Here is a 23,469-nt window from a genome sequence, read left to right on the forward strand (position 1 = left end):
CCCGCCATTTTTTATGACGGATTGGTTTTGGTGTTACTCAATCGTCTGGCCAAATACCGCAATGGCAGCGCCAAGGGTCGCAAGGGCCAGATACCAGATGACTTTGGGGAAACCCGACTTCTGCTTGATGGCGATGACGGCGGCGAGCCCCGATTGCAGGCCGTAATAGATGGCAAACCCGCGTGAGGCGTAATTTACAATTGCGAAAATGTCGGCCGCCCATGTCAGGGCAATTCCGATCACGGCGAGAATGAAATAAGCCTGTGGTTCGCTGATGCGATTGCGCGACAGTTCGGTAAACAATCCGCCCGAACCGCTGGTGTCGGCGATGGCGGCACTAAGCTGTGAGGCCAGGGCGGCAGCAACCAGCAAGAAGGGCAAAATCGGCGCGACGATCTGCATCATGTTGATGATCCCGGTTTCGGTCATCGACATTTGGTCGGGGCGAAACACATAGGCAATCAGGACAATGTAGACCACGTAAATCAGGGTCGAGAGCCATTGGGCCATACGCATCGACCGTATCCGTGTTTGCGCATCATAGACCGCACCAAGATACCGGGAGGTTTCAAATCCTTGTACGGTGATCAGCAATCCCAGCGCCATGGTTATGGCCGGCCAGCCGGTGACGGTTTCGGGGTTGAAGATCAGCGTCTCATGGATTGCCCGATCGCCAAAATTGACAATTAATCCGATGACCAGTCCGGCAATGATCGCCAGTTTGATGGCGACGGAAAAATATTCCATCCGTTCGAGGCTTTTAAAGCCGTTGGTGCAGCCGATCAGAACGATCAGGATGAAAACGCCGGTGGTTAAAAGTTTGGCGTCAAACTGGCTATCAAACGGCGTCATGCTGAGCGCGAAGGCGCCGAGTAAATTCAGGTAATAGGAAACAGAAATAATATAGGCAAATGCCAATGCCCAGGATGAGATGGTCTCAATCCTTTTGGCCAATGTGCCGTGTTGGCCTGTGATGATTGCGTTTTCGCCTGTCGCAATATTGGACCGGATCACGCCGCCAAACATGTAGGCGACAACACAGAGCCCACCCATGACCCATGGTGCAAACCCGCCAAATGCATGGCTTAAAACCGGGCCAAGTAACAAAAAACCGCTGCCGATGATTGAAGCAAGCGGGGTGACAACCGCGCGCCAAAGGGTGAAATGGGCGACACGTGGCAGCACCAAAACCACACCGACAGCAAGTGTGGTTAATGCGATGATCAAATCAAATGTCATGAGGGTTTATACCAAGGATCATTTTACCAATGGTGCGCATAGGGGCGATACAGGGAAGGTGTTTAATGCAGAGCCTTGATTTCAGGCAGAATATAGGGTGGCGTCAGGTCATAAGATAGTGCGGTTTTACCGAGCGTATGTGGAAAGGCCCGCGATTGTGATAATCTGTTCCAGACTTGAACGCAGGGTCCTGAGCCTAAAAGGGCCAAAGTAAAAATATGACGTTTGTCTTGGCCTGATTTTCGCCGCATGGCGTGGGTAAAATAAGGTCATCTTTGCCGTTCTGTTAGAAAATAGGAAATTTTTCATGGGCCAAATGACCCGATTTTTTGCCGTTTTGATGTTGTTCCCGTTGCTTGCTGCCTGTGAAGGGGAACAGGCCAAAGGCCCAACTCCGGATGAAATTACCACGGCTGTGATCGAACGTTTCCGCGAAGACCCCTATGCCAAGGTCGGTCATGTGGAAAATGTTACCAAGACCAACAGCATTTCCGAAGATGATGACGAAGTCATTGCCATGGTGCGTTACGAACTGGTGTTTGACCGTACGGTGTCGGAATTTGCTGATGACGTGACGGAAAAGGGAAAAGCGGCGGGCGATGTGGATGCGGTTGGCGATACCGTTAGCGACGCCATTGATCTGGTGAAAACCAAGATGCTGGCCCTAAAGGAAGGCGCGTTCAAAGCCGGGGACCGCCGGGTTGTTGAAAATGAAATCCGTCTGGTGAAATCCGAAAAGGGCTGGATTTATCGCGATCGTCCTTAGGCGGCGAACTGAACGTTTTGCTCAAATAAAAAAGGGATCCATTTGGATCCCTTTTTTGTGACCTTTGTCATAGTGACAGCAGGTCTGATCAGTCTTCAAGAAATGCCAGGACCTTTGGCGGGGGTGGCACGTCATCTGCGGCAAACGCCAGTCCGTCAAGGTCGGTCAGATCGTTGACCCGCATGATGGCATGCAGGCTATCGACATATTCTTCGCCGCGTTCGGAATACTTTGTCAGGGTGGATGCAAGGTCCCAGCCTGTGACCAACTGCCCGTCGGCGCGCAGTTCAGCACGTTTTTCACGCAGGACCTGATAGGCCGGATGCGAATTGATGTTGCGTGCATAGGCCCGCACACTGTCCATCAGGCTGGCAAAGGCCTTGATGACGTGGGTTTTACCATCGGCGCGATCTTCGGGAACAATGCCTTCGTCATCGCCCCACGCCCATTGACCAAACAGGGCATTGCCCTTGCGCACGAAACGTGACGTGCCCCAACCGCTTTCCTCAGCCGACTGGGCGAGCATCAAGGAGGTCGGGATAATGTCGATGCGTTCAAGCAGGGCCGTGATGCCACCATCGGTCACGCGATAGCGTTTCATCAGTTGCTCGACCCATTGCTGATCATTGGCGTTGACCGGGATGCCGGAAATACCTTTGGCCTGAATGGCCATCAACCGTTCACGACGGACAATGATTTCCTCGTTCACGCGCATCGCCAGCGGCAGCATGATGCGGAGGAAAAGCTGTTTGCGTTCATCGACCGATGCCAGTTCGCCAAGCCCTTTGGGAACGCGTTTGATGTAAACGCGCGGGACTTCGGTAACATCGGGCAGGCGATAGCCGATGCTTTTGAAGTACTGGCCCAGTGCGATGACTTCAGGACCCCGGCGATAGGCCGGTTTGGTTTTTTTGACAACAGCATCATCAATCACTTCCACAGAAGTTTCTGTGTCGGGGCTTGTTGGTACTGGCGAAATATCAATTCCGGCAAAAATGCCAATATAGAGTAAGCTGACCGCTCCGACGAGCGAAGCGAGCGCAATTTTACGGTAATTTCCAGTTTCTGCGCTAGTCATCATTCTATCTCCAGGATCAGGTTCACTGTCCATCCCAAGTGGCCGTTATCTATGCCTGCCGATGGCGTTGATCGCAACGGACAATATTCCCGTGGTTGAGAAGTCCCCGCGATCCTTTACGTTCGGCGCGCAATAAGAACGCCCGGCGCACAGAAAAGTTTGCGCCGGGCGTAAGAATTTTTTAACGACTCGGAAAATTAGTCAGCCATGACGGGTTCAACAGCCTGAACTTCGGGCACGTAATAGCGCAGCATGTTTTCAATGCCCATTTTCAGGGTCGCGGTGCTGCTAGGGCAGCCAGCACATGCGCCGTGCATTTCAAGGTAAACAACGCCGTCTTCAAACCGGTGGAAGACAATATCGCCACCATCCTGCGCCACGGCCGGACGGACACGGGTATCAAGCAGTTCCTTGATCTGGCTGACCAGTTCGTTGTCACCTTCGGCCGCAGTGCTGGCACCGGTTGCGGCATCGGAGTTTTGATCGAGAACCGACTGACCAGAGGTGTAATGCTCCATGATCCCGCCGAGAACCTGGGGCTTCAGGGTCTGCCAGTCTTTGGAGTCGTCTTTGGTGATGGTGATGAAATCACCGCCCAGAAAGACACCGGCGATGCCATCAACTTCAAACAGTTTGCGCGCCAGCGGCGATTTGACGGCTTCGTCGCTTTTGACGAAGTTTGCTGTGCCAAGACGGCCCATAACCTCTTCGCCCGGCAAGAATTTGAGCGTCGCGGGGTTCGGGGTCGGTTCGGTTTGAATGAACATGGTTGCTTGTCCTCTCACTCTGATAGCCGGGGCGAATGTGCGCCCGCTCGGCAATCTGCGTTTCATATGGTTAGCCCTTAAATGGGGCAAAAAGGCGAAAAGATCAAGTCGCAGCGCGCGGGTCAGGTATTCGCAAGCTGCGATAGGGAGCCAAAATGATGATTAGCGCTGCAGGATACTGCTGATTTCGCGAATTTGGGTGCGGGCACGCAGCAGGTAAAAACCAAGCCCTGCCAGATGGTTGGGGAAAATGATGCCGTCAGCCGACCCATTGACCACCACCAGCGGATCAAGGGCGGCAGCGGCTTGAAGAGAGCCAACCATTTCTGCCCATGCCGGGGCGACTTGGCGCTCATTGATGACCTGTTCGAAATCCGTGCCAAGATCGCGCAGGATCAGGCTATAGGCGTAAAGGCGGCCCTTGGTGGCATAGAACACGTCATCAGCCGTACGATCAAAGACCGACGGAGCGTCAACCTTGTCGTCAATCACGGCCGATGCCGAGCCAAGATCATTGGCAAACCGGTTCAGGGTTTCCTGCAGGTTATCGGCACGGCGTTCAAAAACCGCATTTCCGTTGATCAGGCGCTGATTATATTTATCGAGCGAACGGATGGCGTCGCGATATTGCTGTTCGGAGGTGACACCGGGCAGCAACGATACACTGGGATCAAACACCCATTTGTCACCACGGAATTTCAACAGGCCCGCGGCATTATCAAGATCGGGATCGACCTGACTTGATCCGCGTGTGCGGCCAATCTGATCAGACAGCTCGATCGAAAAGCGTGACAGGGCATAGATAATGCCGGTCTGGAAGTTTGGCATATTGTCGAGTGCCCCACCGGGCAGGAAAAACGGATCATTTGCGGTCCAGCGGTTCTGATTAACTTCGCGGTCAATCAGGGCAGCGGCGGTGTTGACCGCATGGCTGCCACCTTGGTAATTGCCCGAAAAATCCGGATTATCATCGACGTTATGGATCATTGCCATGCCTGCGGGATAATAGACCACAGCGACAAGAACGATTATGGCAAGGCTGCGTACCCAGAATTTGCGCGATCCGAAAATACCTTTTAGACGCGATCCAAAACCTGCGATGCCACCTTTTTTATAGAGATAATCGTCTTCAATCATGACCTGTCCTGTAATTATATCCAGCCAATGAACCTAGGATGTCAGCGCTCAAACGGCAAGTGCATGATTTTACGGATTGATGGTGATGTATGTGTCATATGCTGCCAGACGCAGAACTGTTTCCAGATCGGGTTCTGACAAGGCGACGCAGCCTTCTGTGCCACTGTAATCGGGTTTGGCGACATGCATAAAGATTGCAGACCCTTTTCCGCGAACCGGCGGGTCATCATTATGGCCAAGGACAACCACGATGTTGTAGACGTTATCGTCACGCCATAGCTTCTCATGGCTGGCATCGAACGGCAGGCGTACCGGGCAGTTATAGTCACGATGGGCGGGGTCGTCGCACCAGCCATCAGCAAAGGAAATTGTTGTTACCGGCAATTTGGTGCGCGGGCACGGCCTGTGATCGGCGCGATACATCACATAGCGTAGCCGCCAGCGACCGGCCGGGGTTTTGCCATCGCCTTCGGTTTTATCCTTGGCCTCAATGACACCATTCACCCCCAGCGCGCAGCGAAATGTATCATCACCCACGCGCAACATGCCATCCGGCGAGACAGAAATCTCGACCGGATGGGAAACAGAATGTGCGATGGCTTCGCTTTGCATTCGATCAGTTTCCTCGCGGCAATGGAGCAATGTCGTCATGTACAGCCTTTTGAAATAGATATTCATCAGCTGTCACAGGGACGGTGCAAAACAACAACGGTAGAAATGTGGCAAATTGGACGTTTCGCAAGTCCGTTCACAAATCATTGATACGATTAATTTCGCCGCCTGGCCTTGTCGGTCTTTAAAATGACCTGTCGATAGGGTCGGGAATGGCGTGTTTGCCTGTATTTTAGATATGGCAAGCCCGATCGCATTTCGCCATAGGTGAAAAAAACAACGCCCTGCCATGAGGCAGAGCGTTGCTGGAAGATCGTATAATGTGGCGTCAGACCAATTACTTGGCGAGACGGGTCACACCTTCTTCGATCAGGCTGGCGGCTTTTTCAGCGCCTTCCCAACCGGTGACTTTGACCCATTTTCCTTTTTCGAGGTCTTTGTAGCGTTCGAAAAAGTGCTGAATCTGGTCACGGAAGATCTGTGGCAGATCTTCATGGGATTTGATGTCGGTGTAATAGGGGTCGATCTTGTCATGGGGAACACAGATCAGTTTTTCATCCTGACCGGCTTCGTCTTCCATGATCAGAACACCGACCGGACGGGCCCGGATCACCGAACCAGCAACTACCGGCTCACGGAACATGACCATTGCATCAACCGGGTCGCCGTCTTCACCAAGGGTGTTGGGGATGAAGCCGTAATTGACCGGGTAGTACATCGAGGTATGCAGAAAACGGTCAACAAATACCGCACCGGAATCCTTGTCGACTTCGTATTTGACCGGACCGCCCTGCGGAATTTCGATGACGACGTTGACGTCCCACGGAACATCTTTACCGACGGGAATCTTATTGAGATCCATCTGGGAAAATCCCTTTCGCTTTTATAAAGGCATGCCCCGAGTGATCGGGACGGCTGTTTTCGGCTTCGAAGGTGCGCAAATGCACCCGAAGGAGAATGATGCCGCCCTTTTATCGCGAAATGTTGCCAGTTCCAAGGGGGACAGGAATCATACTTTTGATCAGAACTTTTTAAGCTGTGGCTGAAAGGGGCATGAGACCACTTTTATTTGGAAGGAAGCGGTTCTTGTCTGTTTCAAGTTCTTTGAAATAATTGCCGTTATCGGCTTTGTTTGCATGGCGTTGACCAATGGAGCGACCATGATAAAGATGAAGCACGGGGGAATCGAACTCAACATTTTTGCGCTTGATACCTGATCTTATCATCCGCAGCACAAAGTCTGAGTCCTCTAAGCCGTGGCCTTCAAATGCTTCGTCAAACCCACCGATTTTTAGGATGTCCTCACGGAAAGCGGCGATATTGCAACCTTGCGCCTTCTTCCAGCAATTTTCATGCGCCCAAAGACTTTTATTGCTTTGCGGCAGGCGCATGAACTGAAATGGACGATTACAGTTTCCAGTCAAGCCGAGCATGAACAATGCTGCGCGGGGCCATTTGTGAAAGTTCAGTCGGTTCTTCATCGCAAATTTGGTAAAGCGTTGTTTCAGGAAAACGCGCTTACCAGTAACAAAACAGCCAGCCTGTGCTGCTTTGCGATGCCTTGATACAAAGTCAGGCATCAAGCAACAATCGCCATCAGTGAAGACGATGATGTCCCCTTCAGCCATAGAAATTGCGCCATTTCGTACCCGAGATAGACGATAACCGATATCTTCCTGCCAGAAATGCTTGATCGGAACGGGTGAAATTTTCTGCATCCGGGCGATGGATTCTGCTGTGGCAGGGCCTGAACCATCATCTGCGACGATTACTTCGAAATTAGTGTCTTGCTGATCTATCAAAGACTGCAAAACCATCTCAAGCGCTTCGGGCCAGTTATAGGTCGAAACGATGACAGACACCTTATGCACGTATTTCCCCTTTTCTACGTGTGAAATATCGTCCTGAAAATCCGTTTTCCAATCTTTCGACTAGAGAGTTTTTCTTGCTTATTGGTGGATCAACATGAAAGCTGAGAAGGACATGGTTAACCCGAAATCATTTTGGACGAAATAACCTATAAAACCTTAAGACATGGTTTTCATGTAAAAATTCCAAGAATGTTTAATGATGTCATGCGCTGAACCATATTTCGGGTGCCAGTCGAGTAGTATTTTTGCCTTCGCCGGATCTGCAACTAGTTTTGCCGGGTCACCTGGTCGGCGTGGCTCCAGAGACACTGGAAAGTTTCGACCTGTAATGCTTTGGCAAATCTCGATAATTTCTTTTACAGAGTAACCTTTTCCGGTGCCGATATTTATAATTTCAAAAGTTGTATTTTTTCGGGAAGTGAGATTCTGAACTGCCTTTACATGGGCGTCTGCAAGATCATCCACATGGATATAGTCACGTATGCAGGTGCCATCAGGGGTGTCGTAATCACCGCCAAATATTTTCATTTCGCTGCGTAATCCAGCGGCAGCTTGCAGCGCCAAAGGAATGAGGTGGGTTTCCGGATCATGTCTTTCACCTGCGCGCCCTTTTGGGTCGGCACCTGCTGCGTTGAAATAGCGAAGGGCAATTGCCTTAAAGCCATATATTGCGAAATAGTCAGCAAGCATGGTTTCGACCATTGCCTTGGAGCGCCCATAAGGGTTTTCAGGACGTACCGGCAAGCGTTCATCAAGCAGATCAAGGCCAGTATTGCCATAAACCGCAGCAGTAGAAGAGAAAACGATGTGCAGGCAATCATGACGGCGCATTGCATCAAGCAGGTTCAGGGAGCCTGCAACGTTCACGTTATAAAACTTTGATGGTTCTTGCATTGAGAGGCCAGCTTCAATCAAGGCCGCCATGTGAATGACGGCGGTTGGCTGAAACTCACTGAATGTGCGGTCCAATTTCTCGCTGTCGCGAATGTCCGCCTGAATAAAGGGTATATCGGGTGCAATTGCATCGCGGTGGCCATTTGACAAATTGTCAAAGACAACAGGACAATAACCGCTTTCGCGGAGTTTGAGACAAATATGTGAGCCGATATATCCGGCCCCGCCTGTTACCAAAATATTCTGCATGAATAATAAGTACTAAATTCCGTTAATGTGGCGGCAAGATCGTCGACAAATCAATTACAAAACCTTGCGCCGGGCAAGCGAAGCAGTTTTTGGATTGATCAGTTCGCGGATCCAGTTGGCGGCTTCGATCACGACCGGGTCTTTTTGCCGGGCCGGGCGGATCAGCAGGCGGTACCACCAGTGCGAAATAAAATCGGGGAAATTCAGTGCGACCAGCTCACCGCGTTCGACATAGTTACGCGCAACGACATCGGTGCTGGCGACGATGCCCTGTCCGGCACGGGCGGCTTCCAGCGCCCAGATATGGTGGCTGAAGGTCCAGCAATCAGCGAGAGAGAAGTGGGCATCCTTGAACCATTGCTCGATCTGGGAAAACTGTTCACTGTCGCTGTCGATCAGCAAGATATCGCGCGGACTGAGCTGCCCGACATCAATTTTGCAGGCATCAAACCCGCGTTTTTCCAGCCATTCCGGGGCGGCAAAGGCAGTGTAAACTTCGGGCGTCAAAAGTTCAGTAATCCAGTTTTCCGGGCCGGGCAGGTCTTTGGGGGCGATTTGCAGCGCCAGATCGATCTCAAGCGGATCAAGGTCGTCATCAAATTCGATCTTGCGAAACTGCACCGGAATGTCGGCGGGCAGGCGACCGCGCAGATTATCAAGTTCATACAGCAAAACCGTCAGGGCCGGGGTCGCCAGTGCGCCAATGCGGATGGCCTTGCCTTTGTCGGGGCCGACTTCGCCGGTGATATCGGCAATGCCGTCCAATGCCTCGGTCAGGCGCGGCAATAAAAGTTCGGCCGATTTGGTTGGGCTAAGGCCACGGCCCTTGCGGGTAAACAACACCACGCCAAGGTTTTCTTCCAACTGACGGAGTTGATGGCTGATCGCACTTTGCGTGACATGCAATTCCTCAGCCGCCCCCTTGACACTTTGGTGGCGGGCGGTGGCTTCAAAGGCGACAAGTGCGCGGAGCGGTGGCAGTTTTCGACGCATGGGGCATATCCGTCAGGGCTGATTTTTGCAGGGCTTTACTGTCTATCAGGATCGCTCGCGAAGTGGGGCAAAAAAATCTCAGCAATGGCTGAAAACTCCTCATTCGTATTTTGTGAAGTTTGCAGGCAGGATCATGGCCATAAGGGTTTCCGGCCTGCTTTGCAAAAGATGTCTCCTTGCGCCACCACGCAGCAGTCTCCCCGGGCTGCCGGAAACCCCCATTATCATTTTCATTCAGGAACGATCATGACTGAGACGCTGATGCGCCTTAGCGGAAATGTCCGCGGTGTTTTGTGGATGACTGCGGCGATGGCATCGGGCGTTTGTGTCGATGTCTGTGCCAAGCTGGTATCGCATGATGTGCCGACGGCACAGATACTTGCGATGCGGGCGCTTACCACGGTTCCGGTTTTTCTGATCATTGTGATGTTCCTCGGCACCCGTTTGGTGCGCACCAAACGCCCCATGGCGCATCTTGCCCGGGGGCTGTTGTGGTATGGGTCATTGTTCTTCGTGTTCTTTGCCCTGCGTCAAATGAGCATTGCCGAGGTCAATGCCTATTTGTTTATCGAAGCGCTTCTGACCGTGCTGCTGGCGGTGGTGATTTTGGGCGAAAAGCTGACGGCGCGTAAACTGATCGCCACCCTACTTGGACTGGTCGGGGTGTGGGTGATGTGCGCACCGCGTATGGACGGCTTTGGCGTGCCGCTTGGCGTTGGGGCGGCTCTGATCGGGGCGTTTTGTTTTTCCGCCCAGACCTTGTTTGCCAAGGTGCTGACGCGGACAGAGACCAATTTTTCAATGCTGTTCTGGCCGCAAATCGTTGCGGTGATGATCTGGGTACCGATTGCCATCATCACCTGGCATCCGGCGTCTTTGGCCGACTGGTTGTATTCATCGGGTGCCGGGTTCTTTGCCATGATGACCAATTACATGGTGTTGCGTGCGGTGCGTGTGGCCGATGCCAGCGTGGTGTCGCCCGCAGCCTATACCGCATTGCCGTTTTCGGTGGCCATGGATTTGATCTTTTTTGACATGCTGCCGATGCCGGTCATTTTCATCGGGGCGGGGATTGTTGTGCTGGCGGTGATGTTGCTTGATTACAAGGGCGGCGCGGCCCCGGTTGAGGTTGATGAGGCTGCCAGTATCGGGGAGGAGGCTCCATCCCCGAAACCGGTTAGTGTCAAAACCTAAGGCTTATTACCTGCCATGTCGTGATGAGCGTGTGAATCATCGGGTGCTTGATCGCGCGGTGTCATGCCGTAATCACGGATTACCCCGGCCACCCGAAGGCGGTAATCGGCAAAGACGCGGTTGCGGCCCTCATCCTGGGCCGCACGATGTTCGGCAACATTGCGCCATGCCTTGACTGCATCCTCATCACGCCAGAACGACAGGGATAAAACCTTGCCCGGTGTGGTGAGCGAACTGAACCGTTCGATCGAAATAAAGCCGTCCATGCTTTCAAGAATGGGCAGAAGATCGCCAGCGATGGCGAGATATTCGTCGTAATGCGCCTTATGCGGGGTGACTTCGAAAATCACGGCGATCATGGCTTGATAAGCTCCGTCTGCGGGCCAGCATGGGGTGTGGAGGCAATTTTCAGAAACTGGCGTTCTTCGCGCAGGATGAATTTTTCGCGCTGGGAAAATTCGTAGTTCTCGCGGCCCAGCGGATCGACGGCCAGCCTTGCGCGATAGGCCTCATAGGATGCCAGATCGGGGAGATGATAGATACCATAGGCGGTCGAAACCGATCCTTCGTGCGGCGCGAAATAGCCAACAAGGTCCGCCCCACAGCGCGGGATCGCCTGCCCCCAATTGCGGGCATATTCGATGAAGGCATCCTTTTTATATGGATCGATTTCATAGCGGATAAAGCAGGTGATCATTTTCAAACTCCTTGGATAGGGGGGGTGTTACGGTTTTAGGGAGGGTGATGCCTGTGATCGCAGGAATGTGCGCGGCACATTGATGATCGCGACGCCGGCAAGCGCGCAGAGGATACCGGCAACAGCCAGTGGGTTTATGGTTTCACCAAGTAATAGAGCGCCAAGCAAAACGCCGATCCCGGCGCGCAGATAGCTTTGGCTGGCGACCCCGATCGAGCCGAGTGTGCGCAAAAGCCGGAAATAGATCAGCAAGGCAAGTGCCGTGCAAAAAACCGACAGAGCGAGTGTTGCAAGAATGGCGTGTGTTGACGGGGTCAATGTCCAGGGACGGTCCAGTATCAGACTTGCCGGGATCAAAAAGATGCTGGCCCAGATCATGGTCGCAGCCGCGGTGACAGTGGCGGGCAGAGCGTTAAAACGTTTGCCATAGATTGCGGCTCCGGCATAAAGGATTGCACCGGTTAGAATGGCGAGCTGACCCCCGACTTGTTGTCCAAGACCCGTCATGACACCGGGACCGACAATCAGAATGACACCCGCGAGGCCAAGACATGCGCCGACGAGACCGAGCCGATCAAGCCGAGTTGGCCGTTCATGGCGTGCAAGACAGGCCGTGATCAGAAAGACAAAAACCGGAGATGTCGAGTTCAACACGCTTGCAAGACCACTTTCGACATGTTGCTGGCCCCAGGCAAGAATGGTCCAGGCACCGAGGCTGTTGAAAATTGACTGGATCAACAGCATGCCAAGAACCTTGCCGTTTCGCGGGAAATGTTGGTTGCGCCACAACATGACGGCAAAAAGAAAGAGCGATGCGACGCCAACCCTGATCGCAATCAGGGTGATTGGCGGGATGTCGGTTACTGCGATTTTGATGAACAGGTATGACGACCCCCAAAGCAGGGCGAGGACAGCCAGCAAACCGATTTCAAGTGGCAGGGATGGTTTTGACGGCGTCATGTGGTTCTCCGGACTGGATACAATTCAGAACAGATAACCGATTGTTTGCAGTCAATGCTTCGATTGGCATCGAACTATCGATATGGACAGGAAGGACAAAGGATTGTATTGAGTGTTATGTTATAACGTTACATTCAATAGGAGCATCTTTTGTTCAAAAATATTGCGCGCGTCGCCATGGTGAGCGGCGCGGTTTTGATGCCCGTTTTAGGGACATCAACCGCACAGGCTGCCGATGAAACGCGGCAGGCATGGCGTCTTTTTGTTACCGACCAGAAAGAGGGCGGCGTCACCGTTGTTGATCTGGAGAAAAAGGCGGTTATCGAGCGGTTTGACACCACGGGCTATGTGACCCATCTGGTGCCAAGCGAGAGTGGAAAGACTCTGGCCGCAGTTCAAATGGATCATGATGCCGTGGCGGTGATCGATAGCGGGATTGAGGTTTTCTCCCACGGGGATCACGCCGATATCGACATTCAGGATGCGGCGTTGCTGCCGGTTGGCATTAACGGTAAACGGCCGGTTCATGCGGTTCCCCATGACGGCGCGTTTTATATGTTCTTTGACGGAGAGGGCGTTGCAAAAGTCTTTGATGAAAAGGGCCTTCTTGCGGGGAGCTCTGCCCATGGTGACGTGAAAGCGACCGCACCCCATCATGGTGTCGTGGTGCCGATGGGCGATTACTATCTTATTTCCGAACCCAATCTTGCGGTTGAAACCAAGCCGGGCAGCTTGCCGCCGCGTCTTGGGCTTAAGGTTGTCGACCCGGCGGGCAAACAGGTTGGCGATATTCACACCTGCACCGGGCTTCACGGCGAAGCATACTCGACCGGGATTGTGGCGTTTGGCTGCGAAGAAGGGGTGATTACTGCCCAACTGAGCGGCAACGATACGCCAACGATCAAGATGCTGTCTTATGGCGAAGATATGCCAAACGGACGTGTGGGCCATTTGGCCGGCGGCAAAGCCATGCAATTCTTCCTTGGTGATTATGGTGCGGACAAGCTGGTGGTGATTGAGCCAACCGAAGATGCTCCATTCCGGTTGGTTGATTTGCCTGTGCGCTATGTCCATTTCGCGCTTGATCCGGCACAGGTGACGATTGCCTATGTCTTTACAGAAGATGGCTATCTGCATGCAGTGGATGTTCTGGATGGCAAGATTATTCGTTCGCAGCAGATTACCAAGCCCTATAGCAAGGATGGGCATTGGCGCGATCCGCGGCCCCGCATTGCAGTTGCCGGTGACGTTATTGCCGTGACCGACCCGCGTGACAATCTTGTGCGCCTTGTCGATGCCAAAAGCTTTGCCGATAAAGGCGAGATCACGGTTGAGGGACTGCCGTTCAACATCGTTGCGATTGGCGGGTCCGGGCTGTCGCACTAAGGCCGCTATCCCTTCGATGCATCTGGCATCAAAATGCGATGAAGCGGGCAGATATCGGTTCTGCCCGCTTTTTCACATCACACCTTTGGCTTTGTTGCCCGACGTTCATCATTCGATTATCATCGAACTATGAAAGAAGGACCCGATATTGCCCGCGTGGCCGCATTGCTTGGCGATCCGGCACGCGCAAATATGCTGACCGCCTTAATGGGCGGCAAAGCATTAACCGCAACCGAATTGGCACAGGAAGCCGGGGTGACGCCGCAAACCGCAAGTTCGCATCTGGCGAAGCTTGAAGCCGGACAGATTGTGATCCCGCGCAAGCAGGGGCGGCATCGTTATTTCACGCTGTCTGGTCCCGATATTGTCGAGGCGCTTGAAGTCATGATGGGGATTGCCAATCGGGTCGGGCATAACCGGGTGCGTACCGGCCCCAAAGACCCCGAATTGCGTCGCGCACGGGTGTGTTACGACCATTTGGCGGGGGATATGGGGGTAGCGCTGTTTGACGGTCTGTCAAAACGCAAGCTTATCAAGACCGATTTGAATGGAGTGGCTCTGACCGATGCCGGGGTGGATTTTGCCAACGGGTTTGGCATCGATCTGGCGGCGTTGCGCCAAAATCGCCGTCCGTTATGCCGTGAATGTCTGGACTGGAGTGCCCGACAATCGCATCTAGCTGGATCGTTCGGGGCGGCGTTGCTGGATCGGTTTTATGATTTGGGTTGGGCGCGGCGTATGAACGAGTCGCGCATTGTCCGGTTCAGTGCCGAAGGGGAGCAAAAATTTCGCGAACTGGTCGGAGACTAAAGGTCAGCTTTTTAAAAGCGCATCGACAAGGGCGGGGACCAGTTCTGTTGCCGGGCCATAGGTGCTGTGGTCAAACAGGGTGGCACCCGTGCTGGGTTCAAGGTTGAGCTCGACCGTTTCGGCCCCGGCTTCTTCATGGGCAATCTGAACAAATCCGGCTGCTGGATAGACATTGCCCGATGTGCCAATCGACATAAACAATCCGCAATCACCCAAGGCGGCATAGATGCGGTCCATCTCAAGCGGCATTTCGCCAAACCAGACGACATGTGGACGCAGGCCGCCAGCCTTGCCACACGACGGGCAAACAGTTTCCTTGGCGAGGTCGTCTGCCCATGCGGTCAGAAGATCACAGTGATTACAGCGGATTTTAAGCAGTTCGCCGTGCATATGGATCAGGTTTTTTGATCTGGCCCGGCCATGCAGATCATCAATGTTCTGGGTGACCAGCAAAACATCACCGGGCCATTCGGTTTCAAGCCGGGCAAGTGCATGATGGGCGGCGTTGGGCTGGATATTTGAATCCAGAAGGGCTGTGCGCCGGTCATTGTAAAAATGATGGACCAGATCGGGATTGGCCGTGAAGGCGTCGGGGGTGGCGACGTCAGAAATATCATATTTCGCCCAGATGCCGTCAGGATCGCGGAATGTGTGCAGCCCGCTTTCCTTTGAAATGCCAGCCCCGGTCAGAATGACAATCGGGGCGGCCTCATCGCGCAGGATGTCAATCAGGTCGGGACGAAGTGGCATGGGGAGGTGTCCTGTCGGGTTGGCAATCAATGTTTTTCGCGGGCGTGGCGACTGTAGAGGGATTCAGAGTAACCGTCTTGAGAGAGTACGTCATTCCCGCGAAAGGCGGGAATCTCTGTGCGTCTGGACTCAAAACGGCCCCGCCAAGTCTGTCTGGCAGGGCCGTTGATAAACCCGATCCGCTAAAACCGGTTTATTTTGGTGTTGTCGTGCTTAGGCCGAGGTGTCGACATTCCCGCCCGGGGTGTCGTCCTTGGGCGCTTGCTCAGCAGCCGGATTTTTGGTGACACCGACCATGGCCGGGCGCAACAAGCGACCTTTGAGCATATAACCGGCCTGCATGACCTGTGCGACATGCCCGTCCGGATAGTCCGGGTTCGGCATTTCAAACACGGCCTGATGCTTGTTCGGGTCGAGCTTTTCACCAAGCGGTTCAAGCTTTTCAACGCCGTTCTTTTCAAGCGCCTTGAGAAGCGTCTGTTCGGTCATTTCAACGCCTTCAAACAGCGTTTTCATCGCCGGATCGGCATTGGAGGTGTCGCCAGCAGCATCAAGGGCGCGGCGCAGGTTATCCCCAACGTCAAGAAGCTCACGGGCAAATTTGGTAATTGCGTAGTTGCCAGCGTCCTCGACATCCTTTTTGGCGCGGCGGCGGGTGTTTTCCACCTCGGCGGCCTGGCGCAACAGGCGGTCTTTCAGTTCGGCAACTTCGGCTTCAAGGGCGGTGATCGGATCTTCGATCACGACGTCTTCGTGCTCAGCCGCGTTCGCCTCTGCTGCGATATCTTCGGCTGCGGCTTGCTCTGCATTTACATCGTGCAGATCGTCCGGGGTGTTTTTTGCGGTTTCCGACATGGCTAACCTATGTACTTTCACGTTAGTGCGGCCTGACACGCAGCGCCGCGATTTATCCAATCAGTCGACCGACCAGTTTGGCGGTGTAATCGACCAGCGGAATGATCCGGGCATAATTGATCCGGGTTGGTCCGACAACCCCGATTGCGCCCACAATGCTGCCTTCGGCGTTTTGATAGGGCGAAATCACCATCGAAAGGCCCGATCCACCGAATAATTTGTTTTCCGACCCGATGAAAATCTGAACACCCTGGGCGTCCGTCGTCACATCGAGCAGTTCGATCATCTGATCGCGGGCCTCAAGCACGTTAAACAGGCGGCGCACGGATTCAAGCTGTTCAATCGTATCGATATTTTCCAACAGCTGGGATTGGCCCTTAACAATCAGGGACGATCCCTTGATCCCGCCGGCCCATGTTGCAAGGCCTGCATCAATCAATCCGGCTGAAAGGTCATCAAGTTCCTGGCGCAACTGATCGCGTTCCTCGGTGATCAGCAGGCGCGCATCGTCAAGAGTCTTTCCAGCCAACCGGCTATTTAGATAATTCGCGGCTTCTGTCAATGCCGAACCGGGCAAATCTGTTGGAACATCAAGGATTCGATTTTCAACGTTGCCGTTCTGCGACACTAGGACAGCAAGAACCTTGCCCGGCGAAAGTCCAACAAATTCAATCTGTTTGAGCCGCAAGCCATCCGTTTTTGGCGCCACGACAAGCCCGGCACAGCGCGACAGCCCCGATAACATGGTGGTGGCCTCGCCCAACATCTGATCGAGCGAATAACCGGCCTGTTCGCAATTTTTGGTCAGTTGATCGCGTTCGGCATTGGGAAGGTCACCGACCTCCATCAAGGCATTTACAAACAGACGCAGGCCCTTTTCACTGGGCAACCGTCCAGCCGAGACATGCGGGGCCACCAGCAATCCCATGTCTTCAAGGTCGGACATGACATTGCGAATGGTCGCCGCCGACAGGTTTTCAGACATCCGTCGCGCAATCGACCGCGACCCGATGGGTTCGCCAGTTGCGACGTAGGCATCAACGATCTGGCGGAACACTTCGCGTGTCCGCACGTTCATATCGCCAAGTAGGGTGTCGTCGAAATGCGCCATTTTCTGTGTGTGACCATAGTTTGCGCAAGATTGCGTCAAAAGGTGATACGAATTTAGTCAGCCCAAGTCCAACCGTCAATCGCACCGGATTTGCAGTGAGAAGCGCAAGGGTACCATCAATCAAGTACTTAGTTTCAAAACCTGTCAAAGCGCAATGCGAATCGCGCCAAATATCACGGGGAAACTGCTGGACCTTTGGCGGGTGTCATCTTACTTTGGGCGAAATTTCAGATTATTCGCGTTGGTCGCCAAGACCCGTGCCATACAGACAAACAAGAGGTTCTCCCCCATGCGCCCATCCGGCCGTACCCAAGATCAGCTTCGCGACGTTTCGATTGAAACCGGCATTTCGAAATATGCCGAAGGGTCATGCATGATCAAATTTGGCGATACCCATGTCATTTGTACGGCAACGGTCGAGGACAAGGTGCCGGGCTGGATGCGCAATTCTGGCAAGGGCTGGATCACGGCGGAATACGGCATGCTGCCACGTGCGACGGACTCGCGTATGAACCGCGAAGCCGCGCGCGGTGGTCAGTCGGGCCGGACCCAGGAAATCCAACGTTTGATCGGGCGTTCGATCCGGGCCGTGACCGATATGAAGGCCATGGGCGAAATGCAGATGCGCCTTGATTGCGATGTCATTCAGGCCGATGGCGGCACGCGCACTGCATCAATCACGGGGGCCTATGTTGCCGCCCATCTGGCGTTTCAGGGTGTGCGTCGCCTTGGCCTGATTAAGGAAATCCCGCTGACCCAGCCGGTCGCCGCCATTTCATGCGGCATTTATAACGGCAACGCGGTTCTTGACCTTGATTACGCCGAAGACAGCAATGCCGGGGCCGATGCCAACTTTGTTCTGGCCGGAAATGGTGGCATTGTTGAGGTGCAGGCAACAGCAGAAGACGTGCCGTTTGATCGTGCAGCGTATGATCAGATGTTCGCGCTGGCCGAAAAAGGCTGCAAGGAGCTGTTTGCCAAACAACGCGAAGCGCTCGGCCTTTAAGGTCGCTGATCTTCGTCCCATGCTGGCCTGCAAATGGCGGGTCGCTGCGCTTCCGATGCTCACGTACTTAAGTACGTTGCGCGTCGGTTCTCGCGACCAACCATTTTCGGCTCAGCATGAAACGAATCTCAACAACCTTATTTTTGATCTAACCCCATTTTGAAAATCGCTTTCAGGCAAGAACATGGCCCGTCGCTTTACGGAAAAAAAACTGGTTATCGCCAGTCACAACAAAGGCAAAATCAAGGAAATCGGTGACCTTCTCGCGCCCTTTGGGATCGAAGTGTTTTCGGCCGGTGACCTTGATCTTCCCGAACCCGAAGAAACCGAAAAGACCTTTATTGGCAATGCGCAGCTAAAATCGACTGCCGCGGCCAAGGGGGCGAACCTGCCAGCCCTTGCTGATGACAGCGGGCTTGCGGTATCCGCCCTTGATGGGGCGCCGGGGATTTATTCGGCGCGCTGGGCCGGGCCGGACAAGGATTTTGATATGGCGATGGAAAAGGTCCAGAACGGAATCGGCAGCCATCCGGATCGCCGGGCATCGTTTATCTGTGCGCTGTCACTCGCCTGGCCTGATGGGCATGTTGAGAATTTCGAAGGGCGGCTTGAGGGTGACATCGTTTGGCCCAAACGCGGTCGTCATGGATTTGGCTATGACCCGATTTTCCAGCCCAAGGGGTATGATCAAACCTTTGGCGAAATAGAGCCAGCCATAAAGCATGAGATGAGCCACCGGGCCGATGCCTTCGCGCAGTTGGTTGCGGCCTGCTTTAAATAAGCTTCTGGGCAGGTTATCGCCCTGCACTGAACATATGCACGCATCGCTGATGTCATGATCGGCGGTGCGTGTTAGTTTATCGGCCAACATTCCCGTATTTGAAAAGAATTTCGCGTGTCCGCAACCTTCGCTGAAACCGTGCCGTTTGGCATTTATATCCACTGGCCGTTTTGCCTGTCGAAATGCCCCTATTGCGATTTCAACAGCCATGTTGCCAACAGTGTCGATCATGTGCGCTGGCGCAAGGCATTGCGCGCCGAACTGGCGGCGGGGGCTGCGCGCCATCCGGGGCGCACAGTGGGATCGGTGTTTTTTGGGGGTGGCACGCCGTCGCTGATGGATCCGGAAACCGCGGGTGCTTTGATTGATGACATCAAGACGTTCTGGAACGTGACCGATGATATTGAAATCACGCTGGAAGCCAATCCGGGGACGGTTGAAATTGACCGGTTTTCCGCCTTTGCCGCCAATGGCATTAACCGGGTATCGATTGGCATTCAGGCCCTTAATGATCGTGATTTGAAGTTTCTGGGCCGTTTGCACAGTGCAGAGGAAGCCATGCGTGCGCTTGATGTTGCGACATCAGTATTTAACCGGTTTTCGTTTGATCTGATTTATGCCCGCCCGGAACATGATCCCAAGGCATGGCGCAAGGAGCTGCGCGAAGGGCTCGCGATCGCCAATGGGCATATTTCTCTCTATCAGCTGACGATTGAGCCGGGCACGCAGTTTTACACCCTGCATCAGCGCGGTGAGTTGGTCGTCCCCGACGAAGACCTTGCGACCGAGCTTTATGAGATCACGCAAGAAGAAACGCAGGCGGCCGGTTATGGCTGTTATGAGGTGTCTAACCATGCCAAGCCGGGGCAGGAAAGCCGCCATAATCTGGTGTATTGGCGCTATGGCGATTATCTGGGCATTGGACCCGGCGCGCATGGCCGCGAAGCGATTATTCAGCCAGATGGCACGACGGTCCCGACTGCGGTCCGCCGCCATCGCGCCCCCGATATTTGGCTGGATCGGGTGGAAAAGGCCGGGAACGGTACACAGGAAGAAACTGTGCTGGATGCCAAGGAACGCCTGCTTGAAATGGTGATGATGGGGTTACGGCTCAATGAAACCATTCCAACGGCCCGGTTTGAGCGGATTATTGGCAAAGGTCCGCGCGATGTTCTGGATAACGCGCGGCTTGAAACCCTGATCGGATCGGGGGATTTGATCTGTGATTCGGCAGGGCTTCGCACGACCGATCAGGGTCGGAACCGTTTGAACGGTGTATTGGGTTACTTATTCGACCCTTCGGCGTGAGGGAAAATGGCCCGCTAAAACGGCCAAAATACCAAGAAAACCCTGATGTTTCCGGCATTCGCCAAACATACGCGCATCTGACGTGATTTAGTTTCATCAAACCATCAAAAAGGTGGTTGACACTTCAAGCTGACCGCGTATATTCCGCCCCGTTCCGGCGGGTTCCGCCGAACAAACCAGATGCCCCTATGCCCAGGTGGCGGAATTGGTAGACGCGCTGGCTTCAGGTGCCAGTGGCCGCAAGGTCGTGGAAGTTCGAGTCTTCTCCTGGGCACCATACCCCAGCACATTCATGATGTGCTGGGGTATTGTCGTTTTGGGGATCAATTCGAAGTCTGAGGACGCATGTGTTGCTTGATGCTGTATAGCAACTCGAATGAAATTTGTCGGATGGTTGGGAATGTCGGCCCCTCATCAATTACTATTTTCTCGTCAATGTACAATTTCATGTTCATCGACTTTGCACGTGTTATTGAGTGATACTCATTCGGAAGGCTAGGGTCGACGTGTGCGCCGCCATCTTTATTTCGCACATATCGGACAAGTTCTTTTCTGCTGAAATTATTCCTCTGGTCGGTGAAAACGATTTGTTCCCACCAGTCTGAAAAATTCAGCCACTTACCTTGGTCGAGTTCGCTGTCATAGATTGGTTCGTAAACGGCGAGTTTTGGTGTGTTCTGACCGGCCACCAGAAGTCGAGGGCTTTGAAGGTACAATTGGGAGTTTGGATCTCGACCTAGCTTCTTGAGATCCGCTCGAATCATTTCCATGGCAATGTCATTAGACGCACCTGAGTCAAAGTATTTTAGATCTTCTTTGTATCCAAGTTGCTCAAGAATTGAATGGTTGCTTCCCTGATCATGGACCAACATCATTATGTAATTCGCAAGGGGTTTCGCCTCGAACCTATGCCCACTGTCATACGCTTGGTTCGAGCGATCTAAAAAGTAAAGCGTCTCACGAAGGCGTTCTTGAGTGTCTTCATATGAACATTTTTGCATTTTCTCGCGGTCCAACTTGATAAAGCACTAGGTTGCTATTCCGATGATACATGAAGATCTAATGTGGAAAAGGTTCATCATGTTTGGGATGTTGAAAGATCGTAGAAACAATTAAAACTCCTCAAACATCCCGACTTTTGCGTCGCGACGCGCAGTTTGCTGTGTTAAGAACAGGCAAATCATGACATTTGGAGCACCGCGATGACCAATTTCCTCCATCTCGGAGATCTGCCCGATGACCTTGACCTTGGTAAGGTTGTGGCGATCGACAGTGAGACCATGGGCCTTAATCCGCACCGCGACCGTTTATGTGTCGTGCAATTGTCGAGCGGCGATGGCGATGCCCATCTGGTCAAGTTTGATGGGGAAGATTACAGCGCGCCGAACCTGAAGAAATTGCTGGCTGATCCGAGCGTTCTCAAGCTCTTTCACTTCGGGCGTTTCGACATTGCGGTGATGGACAAATATCTTGGTGTGCGCTGTGCGCCGGTTTATTGCACCAAAATCGCCTCCAAGCTGATCCGGACCTATACTGATCGTCATGGTCTGAAAGACCTGTTGCGCGAACTGGTCGGGGTTGAAATTTCCAAGCAGCAGCAAAGTTCCGATTGGGGTTCGCCTGAGCTTTCCAAGGATCAGATCGATTACGCGGCATCGGACGTTTTGTATTTGCATAAAGCCAAGGAAGAGCTGGATCGTCGTTTGGCACGCGAAGGGCGCACCGAACTGGCGCAGGCCTGTTTTGACTTCCTGCCAACGCGCGCGACGCTGGATCTTTCGGGCTGGGACGAAACTGATATCTTTGCCCACTAGTTTTCTGGCCGCCTGCCGATATTTGCATATCGGTTAACCGCCTGTGAATGTCGGATGTGCTAGGCAATTGACCCCCACACCGGGGAGGTTCATAGTTTTGGCAAAATGGCCGTGTATGTTGGTCAATACGCCTGACGTTCCGGGCGGGAAACGCAAACAAGAAACAGATGACAGTGACCCCAGAAGCCAAACAAAACGCCCCGCAAAATGTCGGACATACCCCTGCACCTGCTTCCAGTGCCGATCTCGCTGTGGCGCGCCGGGTGCTTGAGATCGAAGCAACTGCCTTACACGAACTGGCCGAATCGCTTGATGGTGCATTCTGTGCGGCGATTGACCTGATTGAGGGGCTTAAAGGCCGACTTGTGATTACCGGGATGGGCAAAAGCGGTCATATCGCCAAGAAAATCGCTGCGACCTTTGCCTCGACAGGCACGCCATCGTTTTTTGTCCATCCGGCCGAAGCCAGCCACGGCGATCTTGGCATGATCGGCAAGGATGACGGGGTTTTGGCCCTGTCCAATTCCGGTGAAACCCCGGAGCTTTCCGATATTATCGCCTTTACGCGGCGGTTTAAAGTGCCGCTGATTGGGATGACGCGCAAACCGCACAGCTCGCTTGCGATGCAAAGCGACTGCCCGCTGGTGTTGCCCGCAAGCCCGGAAGCCTGTCCGAACAAGCAGGCGCCGACGACCTCAACCACCGCCATGCTGGCCTGTGCCGATGCGCTGGCGGTGACCTTGATGGAGCGGCGTGGCTTTTCCGCCGAAGATTTCCGAACCTTCCATCCCGGCGGCAAGCTGGGGCAGCGGTTGCTGCACGTTCGTGATGTCATGCATCCAGCCGACAGCCTGCCATTGATTGCCAAGGATGCCCTGATGTCCGAGGCGCTTGTGACCATGACCAGCCATTCGTTTGGCTGTGTCGGGGTGTTGGGGGATCGCGGTGAGCTGATCGGGATTGTGACCGATGGCGATTTGCGCCGTCACATGGCCAATAATATTGTGGCGATGAAGGTGATGGATGTGATGACGGCGGGCCCAAAGGTGACCAGTGAAATGGCGCTTGCGGTCGAAGCTCTTGCCATCATGAATGATCGCAGCATTACGGCCTTGTTCGTGCTTGATGAGGCCGGTGTTCCTGCCGGACTTGTGCATATCCATGATCTGCTGCGTGCGGGGGTTGCCTGAG

Annotated in this window: 25 protein-coding genes and 1 tRNA gene; 10 read left to right on the plus strand and 16 right to left on the minus strand. The window is 53.6% G+C overall.

The window, feature by feature from the left end; genetic code table 11:
- Window positions 1–33 precede the first annotated feature (33 nt).
- Window positions 34–1,239, minus strand: a complete 1,206-nt coding sequence (locus AMM48_RS08205; protein WP_102783629.1) for a hypothetical protein — start codon at window positions 1,237–1,239, stop codon at window positions 34–36.
- A gap of 307 nt (window positions 1,240–1,546) precedes the next feature.
- Between AMM48_RS08205 and AMM48_RS08210 the strand changes: the two genes are divergently transcribed.
- Window positions 1,547–2,005, plus strand: coding sequence for a hypothetical protein (locus AMM48_RS08210; protein ID WP_022733603.1), 459 nt, complete (start codon window positions 1,547–1,549; stop codon window positions 2,003–2,005).
- Window positions 2,006–2,093: 88 nt separating this feature from the next.
- Here the strand turns inward: AMM48_RS08210 and AMM48_RS08215 are convergent, their stop codons facing one another.
- The 8 genes from AMM48_RS08215 to AMM48_RS08250 all read right to left on the minus strand — a co-directional run bounded on the left by AMM48_RS08215 (window position 2,094) and on the right by AMM48_RS08250 (window position 9,606).
- Window positions 2,094–3,086, minus strand: coding sequence for a glucosaminidase domain-containing protein (locus AMM48_RS08215; protein ID WP_244271165.1), 993 nt, complete (start codon window positions 3,084–3,086; stop codon window positions 2,094–2,096).
- Window positions 3,087–3,280: 194 nt separating this feature from the next.
- Window positions 3,281–3,850, minus strand: coding sequence for a NifU family protein (locus AMM48_RS08220; RefSeq protein ID WP_102783630.1), 570 nt, complete (start codon window positions 3,848–3,850; stop codon window positions 3,281–3,283).
- A 162-nt stretch (window positions 3,851–4,012) separates the two neighbouring features.
- Window positions 4,013–4,987 (minus strand): DUF2333 family protein, encoded by a 975-nt coding sequence (locus tag AMM48_RS08225; RefSeq protein WP_102783631.1) that lies wholly within the window; start codon window positions 4,985–4,987, stop codon window positions 4,013–4,015.
- 69 nt (window positions 4,988–5,056) lie between these two features.
- A complete protein-coding gene (locus tag AMM48_RS08230) occupies window positions 5,057–5,599 on the minus strand; it encodes a L,D-transpeptidase family protein (protein WP_102783632.1) in 543 nt (180 codons plus the stop codon).
- Between the two features lie 337 nt (window positions 5,600–5,936).
- The gene (ppa, locus tag AMM48_RS08235) at window positions 5,937–6,461 is read right to left on the minus strand and encodes an inorganic diphosphatase (protein ID WP_101301482.1); all 525 of its coding nucleotides are present in this window, start codon (window positions 6,459–6,461) and stop codon (window positions 5,937–5,939) included.
- A 169-nt stretch (window positions 6,462–6,630) separates the two neighbouring features.
- Window positions 6,631–7,470, minus strand: a complete 840-nt coding sequence (locus AMM48_RS08240) for a glycosyltransferase family 2 protein (RefSeq protein ID WP_102783633.1) — start codon at window positions 7,468–7,470, stop codon at window positions 6,631–6,633.
- Between the two features lie 156 nt (window positions 7,471–7,626).
- Window positions 7,627–8,613 carry a UDP-glucose 4-epimerase GalE gene (galE, locus tag AMM48_RS08245; protein ID WP_102783634.1) on the minus strand — a complete coding sequence of 329 codons (987 nt, stop codon included), beginning with the start codon at window positions 8,611–8,613 and terminating at the stop codon, window positions 7,627–7,629.
- Between the two features lie 54 nt (window positions 8,614–8,667).
- The gene (locus AMM48_RS08250; RefSeq protein ID WP_102783635.1) at window positions 8,668–9,606 is read right to left on the minus strand and encodes a LysR family transcriptional regulator; all 939 of its coding nucleotides are present in this window, start codon (window positions 9,604–9,606) and stop codon (window positions 8,668–8,670) included.
- A 246-nt stretch (window positions 9,607–9,852) separates the two neighbouring features.
- On the opposite strand from AMM48_RS08250, the gene AMM48_RS08255 reads away from it, so the two are divergent.
- Window positions 9,853–10,800 (plus strand): DMT family transporter, encoded by a 948-nt coding sequence (locus AMM48_RS08255; RefSeq protein ID WP_102783636.1) that lies wholly within the window; start codon window positions 9,853–9,855, stop codon window positions 10,798–10,800.
- Here AMM48_RS08255 and AMM48_RS08260 read toward each other — a convergent pair.
- The 3 genes from AMM48_RS08260 to AMM48_RS08270 are packed head-to-tail and all read right to left on the minus strand — an operon-like array spanning window position 10,797 to window position 12,457.
- Entirely contained in the window at window positions 10,797–11,159 is a 363-nt protein-coding gene (locus AMM48_RS08260; protein WP_102783637.1) for an antibiotic biosynthesis monooxygenase, read from the minus strand. The two genes, AMM48_RS08255 and AMM48_RS08260, sit on opposite strands and share 4 nt — an antisense overlap.
- Window positions 11,156–11,497 carry an NIPSNAP family protein gene (locus tag AMM48_RS08265; protein ID WP_102783638.1) on the minus strand — a complete coding sequence of 114 codons (342 nt, stop codon included), beginning with the start codon at window positions 11,495–11,497 and terminating at the stop codon, window positions 11,156–11,158. Before AMM48_RS08265 ends, AMM48_RS08260 begins: the two co-directional genes overlap by 4 nt.
- A gap of 27 nt (window positions 11,498–11,524) precedes the next feature.
- Entirely contained in the window at window positions 11,525–12,457 is a 933-nt protein-coding gene (locus AMM48_RS08270) for an EamA family transporter (RefSeq protein ID WP_102783639.1), read from the minus strand.
- Between the two features lie 150 nt (window positions 12,458–12,607).
- Between AMM48_RS08270 and AMM48_RS08275 the strand changes: the two genes are divergently transcribed.
- Both AMM48_RS08275 and AMM48_RS08280 read left to right on the plus strand, forming a co-directional pair.
- Window positions 12,608–13,843, plus strand: coding sequence for a metallochaperone AztD (locus tag AMM48_RS08275; RefSeq protein ID WP_198413510.1), 1,236 nt, complete (start codon window positions 12,608–12,610; stop codon window positions 13,841–13,843).
- Between the two features lie 129 nt (window positions 13,844–13,972).
- On the plus strand, window positions 13,973–14,653 hold the full coding sequence (locus tag AMM48_RS08280) for a winged helix-turn-helix domain-containing protein (RefSeq protein ID WP_102783640.1): 681 nt from the start codon (window positions 13,973–13,975) through the stop codon (window positions 14,651–14,653).
- A gap of 3 nt (window positions 14,654–14,656) precedes the next feature.
- On the opposite strand, the gene AMM48_RS08285 is transcribed toward AMM48_RS08280, so the two are convergent.
- The 3 genes from AMM48_RS08285 to hrcA all read right to left on the minus strand — a co-directional run bounded on the left by AMM48_RS08285 (window position 14,657) and on the right by hrcA (window position 17,369).
- Entirely contained in the window at window positions 14,657–15,403 is a 747-nt protein-coding gene (locus tag AMM48_RS08285; RefSeq protein ID WP_102783641.1) for an NAD-dependent deacylase, read from the minus strand.
- A 213-nt stretch (window positions 15,404–15,616) separates the two neighbouring features.
- The gene (gene grpE / locus AMM48_RS08290; RefSeq protein ID WP_102783642.1) at window positions 15,617–16,258 is read right to left on the minus strand and encodes a nucleotide exchange factor GrpE; all 642 of its coding nucleotides are present in this window, start codon (window positions 16,256–16,258) and stop codon (window positions 15,617–15,619) included.
- Between the two features lie 52 nt (window positions 16,259–16,310).
- Entirely contained in the window at window positions 16,311–17,369 is a 1,059-nt protein-coding gene (hrcA, locus tag AMM48_RS08295; RefSeq protein ID WP_102783643.1) for a heat-inducible transcriptional repressor HrcA, read from the minus strand.
- 289 nt (window positions 17,370–17,658) lie between these two features.
- Between hrcA and rph the strand changes: the two genes are divergently transcribed.
- The 4 genes from rph (at window position 17,659) to AMM48_RS08315 (ending at window position 20,741) form a co-directional block, all read left to right on the plus strand.
- Window positions 17,659–18,375, plus strand: coding sequence for a ribonuclease PH (rph, locus tag AMM48_RS08300; protein WP_022732873.1), 717 nt, complete (start codon window positions 17,659–17,661; stop codon window positions 18,373–18,375).
- A 184-nt stretch (window positions 18,376–18,559) separates the two neighbouring features.
- Window positions 18,560–19,156 carry an RdgB/HAM1 family non-canonical purine NTP pyrophosphatase gene (gene rdgB, locus AMM48_RS08305; RefSeq protein ID WP_101301500.1) on the plus strand — a complete coding sequence of 199 codons (597 nt, stop codon included), beginning with the start codon at window positions 18,560–18,562 and terminating at the stop codon, window positions 19,154–19,156.
- Window positions 19,157–19,270: 114 nt separating this feature from the next.
- Window positions 19,271–20,464: a radical SAM family heme chaperone HemW gene (gene hemW / locus AMM48_RS08310; RefSeq protein ID WP_102783644.1), complete on the plus strand. Its 1,194-nt coding sequence runs from the start codon at window positions 19,271–19,273 to the stop codon at window positions 20,462–20,464.
- Between the two features lie 190 nt (window positions 20,465–20,654).
- Window positions 20,655–20,741, plus strand: a tRNA-Leu gene (locus AMM48_RS08315).
- 46 nt (window positions 20,742–20,787) lie between these two features.
- On the opposite strand, the gene AMM48_RS08320 is transcribed toward AMM48_RS08315, so the two are convergent.
- Complete coding sequence (locus tag AMM48_RS08320; protein WP_102783645.1) at window positions 20,788–21,465, minus strand: hypothetical protein; 678 nt, start codon at window positions 21,463–21,465, stop codon at window positions 20,788–20,790.
- A gap of 201 nt (window positions 21,466–21,666) precedes the next feature.
- Between AMM48_RS08320 and AMM48_RS08325 the strand changes: the two genes are divergently transcribed.
- Window positions 21,667–22,278, plus strand: coding sequence for a ribonuclease D (locus tag AMM48_RS08325; protein ID WP_102783646.1), 612 nt, complete (start codon window positions 21,667–21,669; stop codon window positions 22,276–22,278).
- Window positions 22,279–22,445: 167 nt separating this feature from the next.
- Window positions 22,446–23,468, plus strand: coding sequence for a KpsF/GutQ family sugar-phosphate isomerase (locus AMM48_RS08330; RefSeq protein WP_102783647.1), 1,023 nt, complete (start codon window positions 22,446–22,448; stop codon window positions 23,466–23,468).
- Window position 23,469 lies beyond the last annotated feature (1 nt).

Origin of the sequence: Thalassospira sp. GB04J01, assembly GCF_000751115.1 — a bacterium.
Taxonomy (GTDB): Bacteria; Pseudomonadota; Alphaproteobacteria; order Rhodospirillales; family Thalassospiraceae; genus Thalassospira; species Thalassospira lucentensis.